Source organism: Enterobacter cloacae complex sp. ECL352 (assembly GCF_020149545.1).
GTDB classification, from domain to species: Bacteria; Pseudomonadota; Gammaproteobacteria; order Enterobacterales; family Enterobacteriaceae; genus Enterobacter; species Enterobacter asburiae_B.
The window spans coordinates 596,776-618,927 of the sequence record NZ_CP083709.1; the positions used below are offsets into that span (position 1 = coordinate 596,776).

Genomic DNA, 22,152 nt, shown 5'->3' on the forward strand with positions numbered 1-22,152 from the left:
ACCGCAACCGGCGCGGTGTTAAAATACGTCAGAGTTCGTTGAGATGCAGGCGAACATACCCGGCGCGATCGGCAATGGCCTGCCGCTCCTCTTCCTTCATGTCCGCCAGCTGTTTAAAGACAATGCTCAGGCGGGGACTGTTACCCAGACGCGCCTGGTTGCGCGCAAAGAAATCCCAGTAAAGGGCATTGAAGGGGCAGGCCAGCTCTCCGGTACGCTGGCTGTGTTGATACCGGCACCCCTGACAGTAGTTACTCATCTTATGAATATATGACGCGCTCGAGACGTAGGGCTTGCTGGCCAGCAGCCCGCCATCGCCAAACTGGCTCATGCCGAGGGTATTGGGCAGCTCCACCCATTCAAAGGCATCAATGTAGACCCCCAGATACCATTCATGAACCGCCTGCGGCGACAGGCCGCTGAGCAGGCTAAAGTTCCCGATGACCATCAGGCGCTGGATATGGTGGGCGTAAGCCTCGGTGAGCGACTGCCCAACGGCATGCGCCAGGCAGCGCATCTGCGTCTTGCCGGTCCAGAACCAGTCCGGCAGCGGGGCGTGCTGGTCTAAGGCATTCAGCTCCCGGTAGCCCGGCATCTGCGACCAGTAGATCCCACGCACGTACTCCCGCCAGCCGAGAATTTGTCGAATAAACCCTTCAACGGCAGGCAGCGGCGCATGGCCCGAACGCCATGCCTGCTGGGCGGCAGCCACCACTTCCTGCGGATTAAGCATTTTGGTGTTCAGCGCGAATGAAATTAACGAGTGGAAAAGAAAAGGCTCCTCCGCGTGCATCGCATCCTGCCAGGCGCCAAACTGCGGGAGCACGTGAGTGATAAATTCATCCAGCCTGGCTTTGGCTTCCGAACGGTTGAGCGGCCAGCGAAAATTCCCGGCCTGCGGTTCGCCGAAGGTGTTTACGCCACAGCGTTGGATCTCCGCCCATAAGGCTGAATAATCGTGGCGCGGGCGCGAGTCCCCCGGCGCGGGCGGCTCGCCGGACCAGCGTTTACGATTTTCAGCATCAAAATTCCATTTTCCCCCTTCCGGCTCGCCTTCTGAGGTTAACAGTATGCCGTGCTGACGACGCATTTCCCGGTAAAAGTACTCCATTCGCCAGCTTTTACGCGTCGCAAAGAACGCGCTCACCTGTTCACGGGTGGTGAAGAAATGCTCGCTGCTGACGCAGGCCGTTTCGACGGACGCCGCTTTTGCCCACGCCTGCAGCTGCGTATCCAGGCGCCATTCGTCGGGCTCCTGCCACAGCACCCTGTCCGCGCCGTAATGCGCGACAAGCGCGTTGAGATTGTCTTCCAGCGCGCCGCGGTTAGAGCTGTCAGAGAGCCGGACATACCTCACCCGATGCCCCTTTTCCTTTAACGCAGAGGCAAACGCGCGCATGGCCGCAAAGATGGCGATCACTTTCTGGGCGTGATGAAGCACGTACGCGGTTTCCGCCCGCAGCTCCAGCATCACGTAAATGACATTTGGATTACAAGCATCAAACCAGCTGTGGTGCGGATTAAGCTGATCGCCCAGGATCAGGCGCAGCTCGGTCAACGGTGGCTCCTGCGACAGCGCTCGGAACAGTATTTGACCTCATCCCAGCATTTCGCCCATTTCTTGCGCCACGTCATAGGCCGCTGGCAGTGCGCGCACGCACGGCTGGGCAGGTCCTGCTTGTTACCTTTGAAATCGCTCATTTTTCAATACCGTACTGATTTCTTCACTGAACCTGTGGGTTAAGGCTACGACAGACTTCACAAAATGAAGGTGATGCCCGCAAACCGCTACCCACCGCTACGTACGAATGATAGTTTATTCAGGCTGGAATTGTCGCAGTGAGCGATTTTCTGGCATCTTAACCAAACCTGACTTTCCCATTTTTGTTCAAGTGACGAGTTTGCGAGCAAAGCGATGATAAAGTGGCCCTGGAAAACGAATGAGGCTGGCCGGGATATGGCGCTGCCATGGGATGACGCGCTGACGATCCCTGTTCTGGCAAATCTTAAGCCGGATGAACAAGCGAAACTGGTTCAGCTGGCGGATCGTTTTTTACAGCAAAAACGCCTGGTTCCACTGCAGGGTTTCGAACTCGATCCCCTGAAAAACGCGCGCATCGCCCTGCTTTTCTGTCTGCCGGTGCTTGAGCTCGGCATTGAGTGGCTGGACGGTTTCCACGAGGTGCTTATCTATCCCGCGCCGTTCGTGGTGGATGACGAATGGCAGGACGATATCGGGCTGGTGCACAACCAGCGCGTGGTGCAGTCCGGACAAAGCTGGCAGCAAGGGCCGATTATCCTCAACTGGCTCGACATTCAGGACTCGTTCGATGCGTCCGGTTTTAATCTGGTTATCCATGAAGTGGCGCACAAGCTCGATACCCGCAACGGCGATCGCGCCAGCGGAGTACCGCTGATCCCGCTTCGCGAAGTGGCGGGCTGGGAGCACGATCTGCACGCGGCGATGGATAACATCCAGGATGAAATAGACCTGGTCGGCGAAAGCGCGGCCAGCATTGACGCCTATGCGGCAACCGACCCGGCCGAGTGTTTTGCGGTGCTTTCGGAGTATTTCTTCAGCGCGCCCGAGCTCTTCGCGCCCCGCTTCCCGGCGCTGTGGCAGCGTTTCTGCCAGTTTTATCAGCAGGATCCGCTCCAGCGTCTGCGGCAAAATGAGGAGTCTGGCGGCCATTCCTCCCGCCAGATCCATTAAGGCTTTTCAGCAGGGGTCCGCTCGGTTGACCGCACCCCTATGCTCAACGCTAAAAACAGCACTGCCATTCCCCACGCGGCCACCGTCAAAGACTGCTCGCCGTAAAAGCGCGTCACCACGGGCACCAGCAGCGCGCTGACGCCGTAGCCTAACGTGTGGCTGGTGGCGATGACGCCCGCCCCTTTCCCGGTGGTCAGCCTGTCGTTCAGCAGCAGCTGGTAGCCCGGCGTGGCCATCGCCGCCCCGAGTGAAGTGATAACAATCCCCACGTAGAACAGCGTTAAACCCGCGACGGTCATCAGCCCAAGCCCGGCCACCATCAGCACCGCCGCGATGCAGAGTAACGTCACCGGGGTGAAATGCTGCGGGCGGACCACCAGAAACTGCGCCGCGAGCGTGGCCAGCGCGGCCAGGCTCAGCAGAAGCGCAACATGATGGCTGATCTCCCGGGCGTTGCCCTCCAGCAGGGGGCTAAGATGCGGTGACAGGCCAAGCTGCATCAGGCTCACCAGCGCCGCCAGCAGCAGCGCCAGCAGAAGGAACGGCAGCATGGATGCCTGCAGCCGGGTCGCCTGGTGCGCCACCGGCGGCAGCGGCGGGTCTGCGGCTTCGCGAAGCACCAGCAGCAGCGCGATTAACGGCGCGATCGCCATCAGCCAGAGCGGCGCCACCTGGCTGACGCTAAGCATCAGCGCCGCCAGCGGCGGGCCGAGCAAACGTCCGCAGCTGAGGCCGGAGCTTATCGTCGCCAGCGCCGCCATTCTCTTCTCCAGCCCCGCACGCTGAATAGCCCACGTCTGGGCCGCAGGCACCAGCCCCGAGACCGTCAGTCCGTAGAGCAGGCGCGAGAGGATTAGCCCCGCCAGTCCCCAGACGGTATCCAGCCTTCCGGCCGCCATCGCCCAGACCACCAGCGCCATGACGGCGAAACTGGCCAGATAGCCGCTCAGCGAGGCCACCATCACGGCCTTACATCCCCGCCTCTCGCTCTGGCGTCCCCACCAGGGCGAGGCCGGTAAAAAGAGCATGGATCCGAACATCAGCAGACCGGCCCAGACCGAGAGCGACAGCCCGGTCAGAGTCACCAGCTGCGGGAGCATCACCAGCAGGCCGTTTTGCCCGATACCTAATAAACCCGCACATAACGCCAGGGGCCAGTTGGCTTTTGAGGTGACGTTTTCTGTCAATGTTTCTGAGTCAGCGCGCATGAGAATGTGAACATAGTGTCAATAAATGTGTGGAAATCATGAAGTTTATGAAAACAAATATTGCAAAAATGGTTGCGACTGTAAACAGAATGAATATCATAACGAGAATTATTATCAATCATGGAATGAGGTACATCTATGCGTGCTCTGCCCCGCTCTGCCGGTACAGACGTTGCAGCCCAGTGTTTTTTAAACGCCCTGTTGCGCGAAACGAAGGACTGGCGCTATCTCCCCGCTACCGCTGCGGATGCGTTACCGGACATTCATATCCCGCTGTCACAGACCCAGGCTCTTCGGGTTCCGGTACGCTATTTCTCTCCTACCCAGCATCATCAGTACCGTTTCCCGGCAACGCTTATTCAAAGCAACAGTGATGACGGTGACGCCGTCACATTTGATCAACTGGTTGATTTAATTCTTGAAAAACCGTCAGTAAAAGGCTCGCTGGATGCCGATACGCTGGCGCGTTTTAAGCAGCGCGTTCTGGAAAGCCATGCGCACACCTGGCAGGCTATCGATTTGCGCCACGGCTGGGCAAACCTGCGCGATAGGCCTTTGACGTTTGCCGAGGCGGAACAGGCGCTGCTGGTCGGCCACGCGTTTCACCCGGCACCGAAGTCGCACGAGCCGTTCAACGAAACCGAGGCGCGTCGCTATCTGCCCGATTTCGCCTCCCGCTTCCCGCTGCGCTGGTTTGCCGTTGAGAGCACGCTCGTTGCTGGCGACAGCCTGAACGTCTCCCTGCGCGAGCGTCTGCTGCGCTTCGCGGCCCAGAGCGCGCCTGAGCTGCTCGGCCACTTCACCGACACACGCTGGCTGCTGCCGATGCATCCGTGGCAGGCCGACTATCTGCTTGAGCAGGACTGGTGCCAGCGTCTGGCGGCAAACGGTTCATTGCAGGATCTGGGTGAAGCGGGCGCGCAGTGGCTGCCCACCAGCTCGTCCCGCTCGCTGTACAGCGAAACCAACGGCGACATGATTAAGTTCTCCCTCAGCGTGCGCCTGACCAACTCCGTGCGCACGCTGTCGGTCAAAGAGGTTAAGCGCGGAATGCGCCTGGCGCGCCTGGCGAAAACGGAACGCTGGCAAGATTTGCAGGCTCGCTACCCGACCATGCGCGTGATGCAGGAAGACGGCTGGGCGGGGCTGCGTGACGAAAACGGCATCGTTCAGGAAGAGAGCCTGATGGCCCTGCGCGTCAACCTGCTGTTCGATACCCCTGAAACACAAACCAACGTGCTGGTGAGCCTGACCCAGGCCGCGCCGGACGGCGGTGATAGCCTGCTGGCCTCCGCGGTGCGCCGTCTGAGCCAGCGTCTGGAATTACCGCTCGCCCAGGCCGCCCGCTGCTGGCTGGACGCCTATTGCGACCGCGTATTACTTCCGCTGTTCAGCGCCGAGGCGGACTACGGTCTGGTCCTGCTGGCGCACCAGCAAAATATCCTCGTTGAGATGCAGCAGGATTTCCCCGTCGGGCTGATCTACCGCGACTGCCAGGGCAGCGCGTGGACCGAAGGGGCCGACGCGTGGCTGAAAGAGGCGGGCGAAACGGAGGTGGAAAACCGCTTCGGTGAGAACCAGCTGCTGCGCTACTTCCCTTATTATCTGCTGCTGAACTCTACCCTTGCCGTCACCGCCGCCCTCGCCGCCGCAGGTTTCGACAGCGAGGAAAGCCTGATGTCCCGGGTGCGCGACGCGCTGACGGAACTTCGCCGCACGGCAAAGCAGACCCGCTGCCTCGACTACGTGCTGGACAGCCCGACCTGGAACTGCAAAGGCAACTTCTTCTGCTACCTGCACGATCGCAATGAAAACACCATCGCCGATCCGGCGGTGATCTATTTCGACTTTAGCAACCCGTTTTACAAGGAGAAGGCGTAATGGCCATCGCGAATATCGTCCATTCCGGCTACGGCTTTCGCTGCACCGCCACGGAAAAGAACCTGCCGCTGACGCTGGGTCTTGACGGCAGCGCGGTGCTGGAGCGTCTGAATGGGATCCCGGACGGCTGGCTGGTCGAAGCCCTGGATCAGCTGTTTGTTGCCGCACCCGCGCTAACCGGCATTACCCTGCCCTGGGCGACCTGGCAGGATGAACCCCAGGCGCAGGCGCTGTTTAGCCTGGCCCACGGGGACTATCTGGCACGCGAAACCTTCTGGCAGCTGCCGCTGTGGCTGAAAGGCGAACAATCACGGGCCAGCGGCGGGATGCAGTTTGATGAGAGCCGTCAGCTGTATTTCCCGCTGCGTCCTCATCGCCCGCAGGGCGAAGTGTACCGTCGTTACGATCCGCCAATTAAGCGCACCCTCAGCTTCCGCGTGGCCGACGTGGCGCTGGACGGCGAACGCTTTACCCAATGGATGAACAACACGCGCGTGAACGCCTTCTGGGAGATGGCTGGCCCGCAGGCCGAACAGGAAAGCTACCTGCGTCGTCAGCTTGACTCGACCTACTGCTACCCGGTTATCGGCTGCTTCGACGACCAGCCGTTCGGCTATTTTGAGCTCTACTGGGCGGCGGAAGACCGCATTGGCCGCCACTACCGCTGGCAGCCGTTTGACCGCGGCCTGCACATGCTGGTGGGCGAAGAGAACTGGCGCGGCGCGCAGTACATCCGCAGCTGGCTGCGCGGGTTAAGCCACTATCTGTATCTCGATGAACCGCGCACCGCGCGCATTGTCGCCGAGCCGCGCTTCGACAACCAGCGCCTGTTCCGCCATCTGGCCTCCGCCGGTTTTGAGACGATGAAAGAGTTCGACTTCCCGCACAAGCGCTCGCGCCTGATCGTGAGCCAGCGTCACCGCTTCTTCAGCGAGGTGGAACTGTGAACGCGCTCTGGCAGAAAGTGAACCGCGAGATGGTGGCGAAGATCCTCGCCGAGCTGGAGTACGAACGCACCCTGCGCGCTGAGCCGGTTTCGTCGGACGGCTGGCGCATCACTATGGGCACCGAGTCCTGGCAGTTTCGCGCCGCGCGCGGGATCTGGGGCTGGCTGCATATCGACCCGGACAGCCTGATCGCCGCCAGCGGCGAAGCCGTCGAAGCGGAACGCGCGCTGCTGCAGCTGGCGACGGTGCTGGAGATGAGCGACGCGCAAACGGCAGAGCATATGGAAGATCTCTACGCCACGCTGCGCGGCGACATGCAGCTGCTGCAGGCGCGTGAAGCGCTGGACGCGGACGCGCTGATCCACCTCGACCCGGACGAATTACAGTGTCTGATGAGCGGTCATCCGAAGTTTATTTTCAACAAAGGCCGCCGCGGCTGGGGGCTGGACGCGCTGCGTCAGTACGCGCCGGAGTATCGCGGGCGTTTTCGCCTGCACTGGGTTGCCGTTCAGCGCGAGCATCTGGTCTGGAGCAGCGACGCCGATTGCGATATCAACGCTCTGCTGGCGAGCGCCATGGACAACGCCGAGCGCACCCGCTTTGACGCCCGCTGGCAGGCGCTGGGTCTCAACGACGGCTGGCTGCCGGTGCCGCTGCACCCGTGGCAATGGCAGCAGAAGATCGCCATTCATTTCCTGGCGCAGCTGGCGCGCGGTGAGATGGTTGAACTGGGCGAATTTGGCGACGAGTATCTGGCGCAGCAGTCCCTGCGCACGCTCACCAACGCCAGCCGTCGCGCGCCGTATGACATCAAGCTTCCGCTGACCATCTACAACACCTCCTGCTATCGCGGCATCCCGGGCAAATACATTGCTGCCGGGCCGCTGGCTTCGCGCTGGCTGCAGCAGCAGTTCGCTACCGACGCCACGCTGATCCGCTCCGGAGCGCAGGTGCTTGGCGAACCCGCCGCCGGATATCTGTCGCATCCGGGTTACGCCGCATTGCCGAAAGCGCCCTACCGCTATCAGGAGATGCTGGGGGTGATCTGGCGCGAGAATCCGTCCTGTTATTTAGAAGACGGTGAACAGGCGGTGCTGATGGCGGCGCTGATGGAAACCGACAATGCCGGGCGCCCGCTGATCGACGCGTGGATTAAACGCTCGGGGCTAAGCGCCGACGCGTGGCTTGAAAAGCTGTTTGAGGCAACGGTGATCCCGTTCTATCACCTGCTCTGCCGCTACGGCGTGGCGCTGATCGCCCACGGCCAGAACGTGACGCTGGTGATGAAGGATTACGTCCCGCAGCGCATCCTGCTGAAAGATTTCCAGGGCGATATGCGCCTGGTGGATGAGGATTTCCCACAGGCCCAGAGCCTGCCGGATCAGGTGAAGGCCGTCACGGCGCGTCTGAACGCGGATTACATTATTCACGACCTGCAAACCGGCAACTTTGTGACGGTGCTGCGCTTTATCTCGCGCCTCACCCTGCAATGCGGCGTGAGCGAAACGCGCTTCTACCAGATTCTGGCCGGGGTATTACGGGGTTATATGGCGGCGCACCCGGATCTGGCAGAACGCTTCGCCAAATTCGATCTCTTCAAGCCGCAGATTATTCGCGTGATCCTCAACCCGGTCAAACTGACCTTCTCCGAACACGACGGCGGCAGCCGCATGCTGCCGAACTATGTCACCGACCTTGATAACCCTCTTTTTCTCGCCTCCCGGGAGTCAGCGCAATGAAAACCTATGATTTCATCGGCATTGGTATTGGCCCGTTTAACCTCAGCATCGCCGCTCTGGCCGAAGGGCTGGACGGCTTTAGCTCGCTGTTCCTTGAGCGTAAACCGCATTTCTCCTGGCACCCGGGGATGATGGTGCCGGACTGCCACATGCAGACCAGCTTCCTGAAGGATCTGGTCAGCGCCGTGGAGCCAACCAACCGCCACAGCTTCCTGAACTACCTGGTGCAGCGCAAAAAGTTCTACCGCTTCCTGACCACCGAGCAGCGCACCGTCTCCCGCGAAGAGTTTGCGGACTACCTGTGCTGGGCGGCGGAAAACCTCACCAATCTGTCCTTCAGCCAGCAGGTGCAGCAGGTGAGCTTTGATGAGAAAAGCGGCCTGTTTGAGGTGGTGACCCAGCGCGACCGTTTCCTGGCGCGCCACGTCTGCGTGGGGATTGGCAAACAGATCAACCTGCCTGACTGCGTCACGACGCAGGACGAAACCTGCTTCCACGCCAGCGAGATGATGCTGCGCACGCCGGATCTCACGGGCAAGCGCGTCACCGTCGTCGGCGGCGGACAGAGCGGGGCCGACCTGTTTTTGAATATCTTCCGCGGCGAATGGGGCCAGCCGCTGAGCCTGAACTGGGTATCGCGCCGCAATAACTACAACGCGCTGGATGAAGCCGCCTTTGCGAACGAGTATTTCACGCCGGAGTATGTGGACAGCTTCTCCACGCTGGATGAAGAGGCCCGTCGTCAGATGTTGCACGAGCAGAAAATGACGTCCGACGGGATCACCACCGAGTCCCTGCTGGCGATTTACCGCGCCATGTACCACCGCTTTGAAGTGCTGCGTGAAAAACCCTGGGCACACCTGATGCCGTCCCGCTCGGTGACGGCGCTGACGCGCCAGGAAAACGGCCATCGCCTGAGCATTCAGCATCACCTCGACGGCGGCCGCGAGCAGCTGGAGAGCGACGTGGTGATTTTCGCCACCGGCTACCGCGCCGTGCAGCCCGCGTTCCTCGCGCCGCTGTCTCACCGCCTGCATCTGGACACGGACGAAGCCTTCTGCATTAACAATGATTTCACCCTCGAATGGGACGGCCCGCAGAGCAACCGCCTGTTCGCCGTGAACGCCGGGATGCACCGTCTCGGCATTGCCGAACCCCAGCTCAGCCTGATGGCCTGGCGCGCAGCGCGAATTCTTAATCGCGCGCACGCGGACGAGCCGTTTGAGCTGGCCACCACACCCGGCGTTATCCACTGGCGCACCACCGCCAGCCCGGACAGCAGCCCGGTTTTTAAATCATTAGCAAAAACCACCGAGTACTGACACACACAATCAGGATCAACATAACAATGAAACGTTCTCATCTTTGGGTTTTAAATCCTTGCTTGCTTGCAATGCTTTCTACCTCTGCGTGGGCGGAAGAACAAAAGGAAGAAAATATCGTTGTCTCCGCCAGCCGCGCGCACCGCAGCGTGGCGGAGATGGCGCAGACCACCTGGGTCATTGAGCGGGCTGAAATTGAGCAGCAGGTTCAGGGCGGGAAAGAGATTAAAGAGGTGCTGGCGCAGCTGATCCCGGGCATGGACGTCAGCAGCCAGGGCCGTACCAACTACGGCATGAACCTGCGCGGCCGCTCCATGATGGTGATGGTGGACGGCGTTCGCCTGAACTCGTCCCGCAGCGACAGCCGCCAGCTGGACTCAATCGATCCGTTCAACATTGACCGTATCGAAGTGATCTCCGGCGCCACCTCGCTCTACGGCGGCGGCAGCACCGGCGGCCTGGTGAACATCGTCACCAAAAAAGGCCAGCCGGAAACCGAAGTTGAGTTCCAGACCGGGGCAAAAAGCGGGTTTAACAGCCATAACGATCACGATGAGAACGTGTCGGCAGCCGTAAGCGGCGGCAACGACAACGCCTCCGGTCGTCTGTCGGTGTCATATCAGCGCTACGGCGGTTGGTATGACGGCAAAGGCAACGAGGTGATTATCGATAACACCCAGACCGGCCTCCAGTATTCCGACCGTATTGATGTGATGGGAACAGGCACCATCAACATTGACGATCGTCAGCAGCTGCAGCTGACGACCCAGTACTACAAGAGCGAGTCCGACGGCAAGCATGGGCTGTATCTCGGGAAGAACTTCTCGGCGGTAACGGGCGATGCGACCGCGTACAACAAAGATAATCTCGATTCTGACCGCGTACCGGGCACCGAGCGCCATCTGATTAACCTTCAGTACTCCAATACCGATTTTTGGGGCCAGGATCTGGTCGCGCAGATTTACTATCGCGACGAGAGCCTGACCTATTATCCGTTCCCGACCCTGACCAAAGGCGTGGTGAGCAGCATCGGCGCATCCCAGCAGAAAACCGATTTTTACGGCGGCAAGCTGACGCTGAACAGCAAGCCGGTGGACGATTTAACGCTGGCCTGGGGTGTGGATGCCGACCACGAAACTTTCGATGCCAACCAGCAGTTCTTCAACCTGAGCAAGGCTGCGGCGAGCGGCGGCATGGAGCTGGATAACGCCTACAACGTGGGCCGTTACCCGGGCTACAGCATCACCAACCTCGCCCCGTTCCTGCAGGCCAGCTACGACATTGACGCCATCACCCTGAGCGGCGGCGTGCGTTATCAGTACACCGAAAACAAGGTGGACGACTTTGTCGGTTATACCCAGCAGCAGGCCATCGCCACCGGGAAAGCCACCTCCGCCGACGCGGTGCCGGGCGGGAAAACCGATTACAACAACTTCCTGTTTAACGCCGGGATCCTCGGTCGCCTGACCGAACAGCAGCAGCTGTGGTTTAACTTCTCCCAGGGCTTCGAAATTCCGGACCTGGCGAAGTACTACGGCTCCGGCACCTATCAGCTCAGCAACGGTCACTATCGCCTGCTGAACAGCGTCAATGTGAACGACTCGACGCTGGACGGTATCAAGGTCAACGCTTATGAACTGGGCTGGCGCTACACCGGCGATAACCTGCGCACGCAGGTTGCAGCGTATTACTCGCTCTCGGATAAAACCATCACCATCAACAAGACGGATATGACCATCAATCTGGAAGACGACAAGCGTCGTATCTACGGGGTGGAAGGTCAGGTGGACTATTTCTTCACCGACAGCGACTGGAGCACCGGTGCGAACTTTAACGCTATCAAGTCTGAAACGCGCGAAAACGGCAAATGGGAGAAGCTGACGGTTGACAGCGCCAGCCCGTCGAAAGCCAGCGCTTGGGTCAACTGGGCGCCGGGCGACTGGACCCTGCGCGTACAGAGCACGCAGACCTTTGACGTGTCAGATTCCGACGGCAAGAAGATCGATGGCTATAACACGGTCGACTTCCTGGGCAGCTACGCCCTGCCGGTGGGTAAGGTCAGCTTCAGCGTGGAAAACCTGCTGGACAAAGACTACACCACCGCCTGGGGCCAGCGCGCGCCGGGGCTGTATAGCCCAACCTACGGCGCACCGGGGCTGTATACCTACAAAGGCCGCGGACGAACGTTTGGTCTGAACTACTCCGTACTGTTCTGATCCTGCGCGCCGCCTGCGGGCGGCGCATTTTGCTGTGTGATTTCAACGCGAATTTGCTATAAAATCAGCGATTTGCTGAAATTGTCGGCAAACGAACGAAAAGTTTAATTTCCCCCTTTGACAAGGTGAACGCAGGTCGATAATATTCGCCCCGTTCACACGATTCCTCTGTAGTTCAGTCGGTAGAACGGCGGACTGTTAATCCGTATGTCACTGGTTCGAGTCCAGTCAGAGGAGCCATTTTCAAGAAAGCAGACGTTCACTAACGTCTGCTTTCTGCATTTCTATCAATTGGTTATCCCCTCTCAGTCGTTCACCCTCGTTCATTAAAAACCACTCGAAGCCATATCATTTTGATGGTAAAAATGCTGGTAATGCTGGTTCGATTTCCCTTTTACCAACAAATGAGGGGGTGTTTTCATGTCACTGACTGATATTAAAGCAAAAAATGCAAAACCCCTTGAGAAGGAATACAAGCTTACTGATGGCTTTGGTATGTTCCTTCGTGTTACCCCTAAAGGTTCGAAATACTGGCAAATGGCTTACCGCTTCGAAGGGAAACAAAAACTCTTCTCTATTGGTGTTTACCCTGCAGTTTCTCTTTCTGACGCAAGACAACGCCGTGACGAGGCCAGAAGGCTTCTGGCTCAGGGTATTGACCCTAATGCAAAGAAACAGGCAGAGGTTAAAGAGCTTAAAGCCAAACGTGATAATACACGCTCCTTCAGAACAGTAGCCAAAGCGTGGTTCTCCACGAAAACAAAATGGTCTGATGATTATGGTGATGCCGTATGGAAGCGCCTTGAAACTTATGTCTTCCCGGTAATCGGTGACAAAGATGTTGCCGAACTGGATACGGGTGATCTGCTGGTTCCGGTGAAAAAAGTTGAGGCTCTTGGTTATCTTGAAGTTGCCATGCGCATTCAACAATACATTACGGCAATCCTGCGTCATGCCGTCCAGCAAAAGCTGATACGCCATAACCCAGCCTATGATATGGAAGGTGCAGTTCAGAAACCACAAACTGAACACCGCCCTGCACTTGAGCTGGAAGAAATACCCCAGCTACTGAACAAAATTGCCGAATACAAAGGCCGCAGGTTAACCATACTGGCAATACAGCTCAATCTGATGATTTTCATTCGTTCCAGTGAGTTGCGTTTCGCTCGCTGGTCAGAAATTGATTTCAAAAGTAAGTTATGGGTGATACCCGAACAGCGTGAAGCAATTGAAAACGTCAAACATTCGACTCGTGGGGCTAAAATGAAGCGTAAGCACTTCGTTCCCCTTTGTAAGCAGGCCATGAAGATACTCAAAGAGATCCGACAACTGACTTATGAAGAAGGTCAAGATGATGGGTTAATCTTTACTGGCTGTTATGACTCGTTTAAACCCATGAGTGAAAACACCATCAACAAAGCCCTGCGTAATATGGGATATAACACGAAGCAGGACATCTGTGGACACGGTTTCCGCACTCTGGCCTGTAGTGCCTTAATTGAGTCCGGGCTATGGTCAGAAGACGCTGTAGAGCTTCAAATGAGCCATAAGGAAAGCAACAGCGTCCGTGCTGCTTATACCCACAAGGCAAAACATCTTGATCAGCGTCGTCTGATGTTGCAGTGGTGGGCTGATTTCCTTGATGCTAACAGCAACGATATGGTCAGGCCGTTTGAGTTTGCTTCAAATAAATAAAGGGAAAGGCCGTTCGCGGCCTTTCAACTTCATGCTTAATTACAGTCTATGCTGAATATGATACTGAATCTTTCTCTATCGCTAAACCAGCGATTTTTTCCAGCATTATTTCCCAGAGTGCGTATTTTCTTTTGTGCTCAATAAACAGGGATTTTAAATACTCTTCTGTAGAAGGGATTTTTTTAGTCCATGTAATATCTTTACTGTAATCAATGCTTTTTTTCATATCAGATGCTGCATAGGTGTAGTATTTACTCTGAGAACGGCTGATACTGTCCTCTGCCAGCACTCTACGGAGCAGAGTTGCAGAACATGCATAGCCATGCCTGTAAAGCTCACTCGATAAGGTACGAACAAAAGAACCGCGTAATAAAGACATCATCTCTGCGATTTCATTTTCACTCGCATTCATGACTTCAGAATCAAGTTTTCCATAACTATCTGTCCCGGACAAGAAAAGAATAACAAACGGAAAGCCTTTTTTCTTTGCTATGCCAGAGAACAAATCCAGTGAGTCATTATTTTTCTCTACCCGATTATAGATATTATAAAAAATAACATCACACCTGTTCTTAAATCCGTCTATACAAATTGTTTTTGCCTGCTGAATCTCGCCTTCTTCAATCAACGCCAGAGCCAACACCTCAGTCCATTTATCACGAAGCCCTGCCTGATCAACTGATTTATCTTCTTTGATTTTATTGAGAACCTGAATGGCCTCCTCAGTACACAGTTCATCAACCAGCAACTCAGCAAACTTAATGATGTATTCTGGCTGGTTCAGTTTTCTTTTCTCAAAGCATTGCCTGATGAAATCAACATCCCTGATATACAGACTTAACTCAACAGCATAATTAACATCACCTGTCTTAAGAAGACTTTCCCTTAAAGCACGAATAACATTGTATCCCAGCTCTTTTTTATACTTATCAAAAATATCAAAGTTAAAATATACATCACCTTTAAGCACGGAAAGTATTTTATCCGCTATAACATCAATGCTTTTGTCTTTTTGTAGGGACAGGGATTTTAACCATGTTTCGACAGCACCATTATAATAGTCCATCCATGATCCATCTGATGTATCAGCAATTTCGCTGATTTTATCAAATGAGAGCAGTAAATCATGGCAAAACGCCTCGGTTTTTTCAGGCAGCGTTGATACCGTCTTTTCAAGTGGAAATATGACATTCCTGTATAGCCCCTCAAAAAAAACCGCTGCTTCATAATAATCATAAAAGCGTTTTGTTTTAATTACCCTTTTGTATTCAGCCTCAGCCTTTTTCAGTGATTCTTCTGGAGTTAACAGATATTTATTAATAATAAAGGATTTTGCCTGACCATTACTCTCTGCAATATCACAAATTATTTGCATGAGTTGATCGGCAGGCATTTCCTTGAGTAAAGCAAGTTGTTTCTTGTTCAGTTTAGCCATCATCACATCCTGATAATGTTTGGTAGACGCATAAAAGCTAATTGTACTAACACAAGGACAGGACATTCAATAAATGCATTAACATAATGATTTAAAAAGAAATCTGTAGCACACTGTTCATTGATGAAATGCACTATTTACCGTAAAATATCCCCCATCACACAGTAACCTGATACAGATACGTGGAATGGTCAATGAACAAACTTTCGCCTGAAATGCCCGAACTGCAATCAATGAATATCACTGCCGATAACATCACCAAACTTAAATCATTGTTTCCTGAAGCTTTTAATGAAGACAGTGTTGATTTTGAGGTTTTAAAGCAGCTTTTGGGTGAAAATGTAGACGACAAAGAAGAACGCTATGGCCTGAACTGGCATGGTAAACGTCAGGCTCGTCAGCTTGCGCTTACCCCTTCTCGTGGCACCTTACGCCCATGTAAAGATGAAAGTGTTGATTGGGATAACACCAAAAATCTCATGATCGAAGGTGATAACCTTGAAGTGTTAAAACTTCTTCAAAAAAGTTATGCCGGAAAAGTTAAGCTTATTTATATCGATCCTCCTTACAACACCGGGAAAGATTTTGTTTATTCTGATAACTTCCAAGATAACATGAAAAATTATCTTGAAATGACAGGACAAACAGAAGATGGGGTACGAATCACCACAAACGCAGAAACCAGTGGGCGTTATCATACTGACTGGTTAAATATGATTTACCCCAGATTAAAACTTGCTAAAAATTTACTTAGGAATGATGGTATATTTATTGCCAGTATCGATGATGCGGAACTGAGCAATTTTAAAATCGTGCTAAATGAAATTTTCGGAGAAGAAAACCACCTCGGCACTCTGGTTTGGGATAGAAATAGAAAAAATGATGCCAAGTTTATTTCTGTAGGCCATGAGTATATGTTGGTTTACGCTAAAGATATTCAGTCATTAATAAATAACAACATAGTCTTAAGAGAAGAGAGAGAAGGATTAGAAGAAGCCAAGGTAATATATAAAAGATTAGTTAAGGAATATGGCGACGATTGGGATAAAATAAAATCCGGATGGATTAAATGGTTTGATAACATTCCATTATCAGATCCCAAGAGACGCATGATGCGTTTTGTAAAAGTTGGTTCTCGGGGACCATATCGAGACGATGGAAATATAAGCTGGCCCGGCGGAAATGGACCAAGATACGAAGTTTTGCATCCTATAACAAAAAAACCAGTTCCAGTTCCTTCAAGAGGATGGGTTTATCCAAATGAATTGAGATTCTGGGAGGAGTACAATAAAGGGAAAGTCGTATTTGGGCCTGATCATACAACATCAGCTAGAATTGCATCATATCTTTTTGAGAGTGAAGGACAAGTTTTACCTAGTGTTTTTTATAGTTATGCACAAACTTCTACTCAGGATTTTTTATCATTAATGGGTGAGAAAGTTTTCGATAACCCCAAAAGCAGAAAAGATATAGCACGCTTGATTAATTACTTTACAAAAGAAGACGATCTTATCTTGGACTTTTTTGCTGGTTCTGGAACCACGGGACATTCTGTTTATGACATTAATGCGCAAAAGAGTGCCAACAGACGCTTTATCCTTGTTCAGTTGCCAGAGCGTTTACATACAAGTGTGAAAGAACAAAAAATCGCTTACGAATTCTGTAATAAAAATGGAAAAAAAGTAAATATCACTGAAATAACTAAAGAACGTCTGCGCCGAGCAGGTAAAAAGGTTCGTGAAGATAATCCAGACTGGAATGGTGACGTTGGTTTTCGTGTTTTCAAACTCGATACATCTAATATCCGTCCGTGGGAAGCCACAGCAGAAACCCTTTCAGAACAGATAGATGCCTATGTAAGCCCAATCCTTGAAGGCCGTAGTGAAGAAGATTTGCTCACAGAGTTAATGCTAAAGCGTGGCATTGACTTGAGTGTTAACATTGAAACCCGTCAGTTTGATGGATTAACCGTTTCTTGTGTTGACGGTGGAAAATTGTTTACCTGCTTTGCTAAACAAATCCCTGCATCTTCAGTAGAAGAACTGACCAAGGGGATCATCGACTGGCATAAGAGTTTGAAAGCTGGCAAAGATACTGTCTGCTATTTCCTTGATGACGCATTTGAAAATAACGTTGCTAAAACAAATCTTTGCGCCATTCTGGAACAGCATGGCCTGACTAACCTGCACAGCCTGTAAGGGAATGAGATGAAACTACATTTTGAATCTGACCTTACCTATCAGCAAAACGCCATAACTTCGGTCTGTGATTTGTTTGAAGGGCAAGAGAAATGGGAAAGCGAAATGACTGTGCTGGCCCCAGCTCAGGGTGCACTCTCATTTGAAGGCGCAACAGGTTCAATGCCTGTTAACCCACAAATACCCGAAGATGATGTACTGCTTAAAAATCTGAACAATGTTCAGTTAAAAAACCAGCTTCCACCTTCACCTGTGCTCGACAGCCATGATTTTACTGTCGAAATGGAAACAGGGACAGGTAAAACGTATGTTTATCTTCGCACCATGCTGGAGCTGAATAAACGCTATGGCATGAGTAAATTTATTATTGTTGTTCCTTCCGTTGCTATCAAGGAAGGCGTTTATAAAACACTACAAATAACTGAAGAACATTTCAAAAGCCTGTATGCGGGAGTTCCATACGAATACTATCTGTATGATTCGGCAAAACCTGCGGATGTTCGAAATTTTGCAACCAGTTCTGTTATGCAGATCATGGTAATGACTGTGGGTGCGATTAACAAAAAAGATGTTAACAAGCTCTATCAGTCCAGTGAAAAAACAACTGTGGACGATCTGGATAAGCCCATTGATTTAATCCGTGCTACACGTCCAATTATTATTGTCGATGAACCGCAAAGTGTTGATGGTGGCTTGAACGGTGCGGGTAAAACCGCACTTGATGCTATGCACCCTATGTTCACCTTACGCTATTCAGCAACGCATGTGCATAAACATCATATGGTGTACCGCCTTGATGCCATTGATGCTTACAACCAAAAACTGGTCAAACAGATCGAGGTTGCCGGGCTTGAAGTCCAGAATGCAAGCAACAGCCCTTATGTGAAACTGGTCAGTATTAATAGTAAGAAAAATGTTATCAGTGGTACTGTTCTTGTTGATATAGCCGATAAAAAAGGGAACGTAAATCGTTCAGAGATTACCGTATATGACGGTATGACACTCGATGACGAAACAGGACGTGATATTTATCAGGGTTACCGGATAAGCGAGATCCGAACTGGCAAAGAGGGTTATCTTACACTGGAAACACCTTCTGATACCTACTATATGAAAGTCGGTGATGTCGTGGGGGATATTGACCCTATGCTCATCCAGCGTCATATGATCAGACGTACAATCCGTGAACATCTGGATAAAGAACTTCGCCTGAATACTCAGCAAATCAAGGTTCTTACCCTGTTTTTCATCGATAAGGTTGATTTCTACCGTCAGTTCACTGAAGAAGGACAACGTGAGCCGGGAGAATATGCCCGTATCTTTGAGGAAGAATACCTTAAAGCCATCAAAAGCCCTGCATATAAAGATTTACTCCCTTCTCATCCAGAACATGCTAAAGACGTTCATGATGGTTATTTCTCCATTGATAAAAAAGGTGCGTGGGCTGAAACAAGCGAAAGCAATAATACAGGCCGTGAAAATGCTGAACGTGGTTATAACCTCATCATGAAAAATAAAGAGAAGCTTTTGAGTTTCTCGAATCCAGTGAGGTTTATTTTTTCACACTCTGCTTTGAAAGAAGGCTGGGATAATCCAAATGTATTCCAGATCTGTAGCCTTCGTGAGATGGGGAGTGAACGCGAACGCCGTCAGACATTAGGCCGTGGGCTTCGCCTGTGTGTTAACCAAGATGGTGAGCGTGTCCGGGATGACAGCATTAACATTCTGACTGTAGTTGCCAGTGAAAATTATCAAGCCTACGCCGAGCGCTTACAGTCTGAAATTGAGAACGAAACAGGCATCCGTTTTGGCATCGTCGAAAAAGATGCGTTTGCCCATCTGATATACTCTGATTCCTCACAAGTTGTAGGTATCATCGCTTCACAGGAGATATGGTCTGAACTACATGCTGAAGGTTATCTGGAAAAAACCGGGAAAATCACCAAAACACTGAAAGAGACTCTTTTCGATGGCACTTTTACTGTTAGCGAAAAGTTCCTTACCCTTCAGGAGCAAATTGAATCTATCCTGCGTAAATCAGCAGGACGACTCAATATAAATAATGCTGATGAGCGTAAAGTAATCAAATACCGGAAAGAGGTCTTAAACAGCCCGGAATTTGAAGCATTATGGCAGCGCATTAGTCAAAAAACATTGTATCGTCTGGCATTTGATGAAGATTTATTGATTAAATCCTGTACGAAATCACTTTCTGAAATGCAGCCTGTAGCAAAAGCAATGGTCAGTTTCAGTAAAGCCACAATAAAACAAAGCCAGTCAGGTCTTGGTGTTGAAGCTCAGTCAAATGGAACGACAAGCTCTGTTATTGATGTTGAAGAACAGCCACTGCCAGATGTTCTTGGTGTTCTACAGGAAAAAACAGGCCTGACAAGACGCAGTTTATGCACCATCCTTAAAGAGAGTGAAAAACTTGCTGATTTTGCTAAAAATCCACAGCAGTTCATCAGTGAAGCTATAGGCCGAATCAACTACTGTAAACGCCTGTCAATTGTTGATGGTATTAAATATTATCCACTAAAAGGAGAGGTGTATGCGCAAAGCCTCTTTATGGATAAGGAGCTAACAGGATATGCCCGCAATCTTTTCGAAACCTCGTCTAAGTCAGTTTACGAATATGTTCCTAAAGATTCTGAAGTCGAAAGTCGTTTCGCTCAAGAACTCGAAGAACAGGATGAAGTTAAGCTTTATGTGAAGCTTCCCGGCTGGTTTAAAATCCCGACACCATTAGGGACTTACAATCCTGACTGGGCCTTAGTTATTGAAGACAATGGTGAAGAACATATTTACTTTGTTGTAGAGACAAAAAGTAAACACATTGGTCTTGGTAATGAAGAAGATGCGAAGATAGCCTGTGGAACAGCGCATTTTAGTACTTTAAAAGCAGAAAAAATCAATGCGGCAAAATATGTTCGAGCCACAGTTCTTACAGAAATAATGAGCAGCCTTTAAATTATATAAATTGGCCTTTTAGGAGGCCAGTTTATAATTTACAAAATTAAAATATAAAAAAACACATCTGATTTGGATTTTGTCTTCCGTTGCTAGCTACAGCTATAGTAACCCTATACTCCTAAAATTTCTTATGAAAATTCGATATAATATTATAACCTTATATTTCAATCAAAACAAGACGCTCTTGCCCATGTAACAACACCTGCTTTCCAACCAGTAACCCTCATTTCTAAAATCCATGTGTCGCCTGAACGATAAACAACAGAGTGTTTAGTTGCCATATCAGTAGACTGATCTCCTGAAAAAACACACAGAAGGTGTTTGCCAAGATTTAATGTTTTATAAACATCACCACTTCCAGTGGTGGAAGATTCAAATACAACACTATATATCTTTTCATTAAATTTAAATTTTACCCATAACCCATTAACACAACTTAATGCCGAACCTTCGGCATCTCTTCCTTGTAAACCATTATTTAAGCATGGTTGTCCGCTTGTAGCCAATCCATTAACCTGAAGATATTCCCCAACTGTAGCTCTTCCAGTAGAATCTAATGTTGAACCAGTAATGTTCCCAGAAGCATATATATTGCCTGCACTGTTGATATAAGCGTTAACGTTACCTCCTATTCCCGCACCAATTGTACCAGAACCATAAACATCCTGAGTTCTCAAGCCACCTTCCCATCCTGATGGTATATCGTTAGGATTCAACGAATTTGTAGCTAACTTTGTTTGTATTCGCGTGTTTCCGTCAATATCTAATATCACATCTTGACCACGATTAGAATTTGGGGAATGAATAGTTAATGGCCTATTTGCGCCAAGTAGTAATTCATAATCTGGCCCCAACCCCCCCGGAAAAGCATCTCCACCAAACCCTATTGAATCACCATAGCCATTTTTTGCCCATACCCAATTCCCAGCATTAACATTACCTGTTGCATTGATATTATTATTGACCTGTAATGATCCTGTCATGGTGGAATTTCCTGTAACAGTAAGATTACCACCCACATTAGTATCCCCCATTGATTTTAATGTTCCAGAGGTTGTGGCACCAGACGCAGTAATATTTTGAGCATTATTAATATTCTTACCACCCATATCCAAATCTCCCGTCATAGGTAATGTCCCATCACGACGAAGATAAACAGAATACATAGCTGAATCATATCCAACCCTATACCCTAACAATCCCGCTTGAGTAATATTATTAAAATCAGTAGCATTATTAGACCAAGCACCTGAATAACCTGATACTGAGGATGAGGATTGCGTCATACCACTGTCAATACCCGCTGTTTGCATGGCTTTCCCTAATAAATCATAACGTGTTTTTCCGCCTTCAATCCATGCCGTCGATGTCGTTATAAGACCATTAATAACATAGTTAGGTGAAGTTCCATCTCGTTTTAATATGATTTTATACGAGGATTTATTAGCATTAGTGCCTGTGTAGGTTGAAGGTAGCAAACCTTCGTTAATCAATGTCTGGTAAGTAATTTTACATACTGAACCTGAACAGGTTCTTGGACCCGGATCGGTTCCTGTTCCGGCAGCATTGGATAAGGTTGACAACTTATCATAACGGATATTTATATAGCCATTGACTGCTTCACCGATCTGTTTCATTTGTTGACCGACAGCAGAAGCCATTATACTCTCCTGTTCATTTTTCATATCCTGAAACTTCATAAAAGCCACCATCGTCCCAACACCTAAAACAAGAGTTAATTCTAGTAAAGAGAATCCTTTTTTAATTTTCATTTTCATCGCCATTTTTATATTCACGTATTAATTAATTATCAAATAACAAACAA

Annotated in this window: 14 protein-coding genes and 1 tRNA gene; 10 read left to right on the forward strand and 5 right to left on the reverse strand. The window is 51.1% G+C overall.

Going from position 1 to position 22,152, the window contains the following annotated elements:
• Window positions 1-28: 28 nt before the first annotated feature.
• On the reverse strand, window positions 29-1,558 hold the full coding sequence (locus LBF07_RS02830; protein WP_094933989.1) for a cryptochrome/photolyase family protein: 1,530 nt from the start codon (window positions 1,556-1,558) through the stop codon (window positions 29-31).
• Window positions 1,555-1,701: a DUF2256 domain-containing protein gene (locus tag LBF07_RS02835; protein WP_071891562.1), complete on the reverse strand. Its 147-nt coding sequence runs from the start codon at window positions 1,699-1,701 to the stop codon at window positions 1,555-1,557. Before LBF07_RS02835 ends, LBF07_RS02830 begins: the two co-directional genes overlap by 4 nt.
• Window positions 1,702-1,915: 214 nt before the next feature.
• On the opposite strand from LBF07_RS02835, the gene mtfA reads away from it, so the two are divergent.
• A complete protein-coding gene (gene mtfA / locus LBF07_RS02840) occupies window positions 1,916-2,713 on the forward strand; it encodes a DgsA anti-repressor MtfA (protein ID WP_023312333.1) in 798 nt (265 codons plus the stop codon).
• Here the strand turns inward: mtfA and LBF07_RS02845 are convergent.
• Complete coding sequence (locus LBF07_RS02845) at window positions 2,710-3,921, reverse strand: MFS transporter (protein ID WP_094933990.1); 1,212 nt, start codon at window positions 3,919-3,921, stop codon at window positions 2,710-2,712. The genes mtfA and LBF07_RS02845 overlap by 4 nt on opposite strands.
• Before the next feature lie 138 nt (window positions 3,922-4,059).
• Here LBF07_RS02845 and LBF07_RS02850 point away from each other — a divergent pair, with 138 nt between their 5' ends.
• The 7 genes from LBF07_RS02850 (at window position 4,060) to LBF07_RS02880 (ending at window position 13,721) form a co-directional block, all read left to right on the forward strand.
• Window positions 4,060-5,802 carry an IucA/IucC family siderophore biosynthesis protein gene (locus tag LBF07_RS02850; protein WP_094933991.1) on the forward strand — a complete coding sequence of 581 codons (1,743 nt, stop codon included), beginning with the start codon at window positions 4,060-4,062 and terminating at the stop codon, window positions 5,800-5,802.
• Window positions 5,802-6,749 carry a GNAT family N-acetyltransferase gene (locus LBF07_RS02855; RefSeq protein WP_094933992.1) on the forward strand — a complete coding sequence of 316 codons (948 nt, stop codon included), beginning with the start codon at window positions 5,802-5,804 and terminating at the stop codon, window positions 6,747-6,749. The genes LBF07_RS02850 and LBF07_RS02855 overlap by 1 nt, the downstream gene beginning before the upstream one ends.
• Window positions 6,746-8,488, forward strand: a complete 1,743-nt coding sequence (iucC, locus tag LBF07_RS02860) for an IucA/IucC family siderophore biosynthesis protein (RefSeq protein WP_094933993.1) — start codon at window positions 6,746-6,748, stop codon at window positions 8,486-8,488. Before LBF07_RS02855 ends, iucC begins: the two co-directional genes overlap by 4 nt.
• Window positions 8,485-9,810: a lysine N(6)-hydroxylase/L-ornithine N(5)-oxygenase family protein gene (locus LBF07_RS02865; RefSeq protein ID WP_094933994.1), complete on the forward strand. Its 1,326-nt coding sequence runs from the start codon at window positions 8,485-8,487 to the stop codon at window positions 9,808-9,810. Before iucC ends, LBF07_RS02865 begins: the two co-directional genes overlap by 4 nt.
• A 26-nt stretch (window positions 9,811-9,836) precedes the next feature.
• The gene (locus tag LBF07_RS02870) at window positions 9,837-12,026 is read left to right on the forward strand and encodes a TonB-dependent siderophore receptor (RefSeq protein ID WP_206461968.1); all 2,190 of its coding nucleotides are present in this window, start codon (window positions 9,837-9,839) and stop codon (window positions 12,024-12,026) included.
• Between the two features lie 164 nt (window positions 12,027-12,190).
• Window positions 12,191-12,266: transfer RNA gene (locus LBF07_RS02875), tRNA-Asn, on the forward strand.
• Window positions 12,267-12,446: 180 nt separating this feature from the next.
• Complete coding sequence (locus tag LBF07_RS02880) at window positions 12,447-13,721, forward strand: integrase arm-type DNA-binding domain-containing protein (protein WP_032104532.1); 1,275 nt, start codon at window positions 12,447-12,449, stop codon at window positions 13,719-13,721.
• A gap of 46 nt (window positions 13,722-13,767) precedes the next feature.
• On the opposite strand, the gene LBF07_RS02885 is transcribed toward LBF07_RS02880, so the two are convergent.
• Window positions 13,768-15,156: a hypothetical protein gene (locus LBF07_RS02885; protein WP_049111576.1), complete on the reverse strand. Its 1,389-nt coding sequence runs from the start codon at window positions 15,154-15,156 to the stop codon at window positions 13,768-13,770.
• A gap of 194 nt (window positions 15,157-15,350) precedes the next feature.
• On the opposite strand from LBF07_RS02885, the gene LBF07_RS02890 reads away from it, so the two are divergent.
• A complete protein-coding gene (locus LBF07_RS02890) occupies window positions 15,351-17,354 on the forward strand; it encodes a site-specific DNA-methyltransferase (protein WP_200924337.1) in 2,004 nt (667 codons plus the stop codon).
• Between the two features lie 9 nt (window positions 17,355-17,363).
• Window positions 17,364-20,324, forward strand: a complete 2,961-nt coding sequence (locus tag LBF07_RS02895; protein ID WP_224435106.1) for a type III restriction-modification system endonuclease — start codon at window positions 17,364-17,366, stop codon at window positions 20,322-20,324.
• A 167-nt stretch (window positions 20,325-20,491) separates the two neighbouring features.
• Here LBF07_RS02895 and pilV read toward each other — a convergent pair whose 3' ends face one another.
• Window positions 20,492-22,105 (reverse strand): shufflon system plasmid conjugative transfer pilus tip adhesin PilV, encoded by a 1,614-nt coding sequence (gene pilV, locus LBF07_RS02900; RefSeq protein ID WP_206461972.1) that lies wholly within the window; start codon window positions 22,103-22,105, stop codon window positions 20,492-20,494.
• Window positions 22,106-22,152 lie beyond the last annotated feature (47 nt).

Excerpts from the sequence above, each read along its gene's own strand:
- LBF07_RS02895 (WP_224435106.1), top strand. The coding sequence starts at position 17,364 with ATGAAACTACATTTTGAATCTGACCTTACCTATCAGCAAAACGCCATA.
- LBF07_RS02845 (WP_094933990.1), bottom strand. The coding sequence starts at position 3,921 with ATGCGCGCTGACTCAGAAACATTGACAGAAAACGTCACCTCAAAAGCC.
- LBF07_RS02880 (WP_032104532.1), top strand. The coding sequence starts at position 12,447 with ATGTCACTGACTGATATTAAAGCAAAAAATGCAAAACCCCTTGAGAAG.
- LBF07_RS02835 (WP_071891562.1), bottom strand. The coding sequence starts at position 1,701 with ATGAGCGATTTCAAAGGTAACAAGCAGGACCTGCCCAGCCGTGCGTGC.
- LBF07_RS02870 (WP_206461968.1), top strand. The coding sequence starts at position 9,837 with ATGAAACGTTCTCATCTTTGGGTTTTAAATCCTTGCTTGCTTGCAATG.
- LBF07_RS02885 (WP_049111576.1), bottom strand. The coding sequence starts at position 15,156 with ATGGCTAAACTGAACAAGAAACAACTTGCTTTACTCAAGGAAATGCCT.
- LBF07_RS02855 (WP_094933992.1), top strand. The coding sequence starts at position 5,802 with ATGGCCATCGCGAATATCGTCCATTCCGGCTACGGCTTTCGCTGCACC.
- mtfA (WP_023312333.1), top strand. The coding sequence starts at position 1,916 with ATGATAAAGTGGCCCTGGAAAACGAATGAGGCTGGCCGGGATATGGCG.
- pilV (WP_206461972.1), bottom strand. The coding sequence starts at position 22,105 with ATGAAAATGAAAATTAAAAAAGGATTCTCTTTACTAGAATTAACTCTT.
- LBF07_RS02890 (WP_200924337.1), top strand. The coding sequence starts at position 15,351 with ATGAACAAACTTTCGCCTGAAATGCCCGAACTGCAATCAATGAATATC.
- LBF07_RS02850 (WP_094933991.1), top strand. The coding sequence starts at position 4,060 with ATGCGTGCTCTGCCCCGCTCTGCCGGTACAGACGTTGCAGCCCAGTGT.
- LBF07_RS02865 (WP_094933994.1), top strand. The coding sequence starts at position 8,485 with ATGAAAACCTATGATTTCATCGGCATTGGTATTGGCCCGTTTAACCTC.